1 protein-coding gene is annotated in these 270 nt (G+C 45.2%); it reads right to left on the bottom strand.

The window, feature by feature from the left end; all coding sequences use genetic code 11:
* The coding region (locus tag AAEY57_RS20085; RefSeq protein ID WP_350608675.1) for a TIM-barrel domain-containing protein at nt 1–270 on the bottom strand (270 nt) is incomplete at both ends.

Below are 270 nucleotides of genomic sequence, written 5' to 3'. Positions count from 1 at the left end.
AGTCCATGCTGAACGGCTAAACAAAAATGGCCCTGTTTTACAGTATTTTTCGGCGGCCTCAAAAACGCAGCGGTTATACAACATGCTGTAAACGTTGTGTAATCTTATGCCGCTGTCGCCACTGTGCGATACCATGTTTTCGTCTTCTAGCTGTTCGCCAAATTCTGCTTTTATCATATCTACGCCAAGCTCAAACAATGGCTTGTGCGATTCGAGCCAGTATTCGTAAGCGTCGGGGTGAGTAAAATCTAAAATACCCGACTCTGGTAG

The sequence above is a fragment of the Pseudoalteromonas sp. MER144-MNA-CIBAN-0113 genome (genome assembly GCF_040308965.1).
Lineage (GTDB): Bacteria > Pseudomonadota > Gammaproteobacteria > Enterobacterales > Alteromonadaceae > Pseudoalteromonas > Pseudoalteromonas tetraodonis.
The sequence above is the reverse complement of the archived record's forward strand: the minus strand, read 5'-3'. Positions and strand labels throughout refer to the sequence as shown.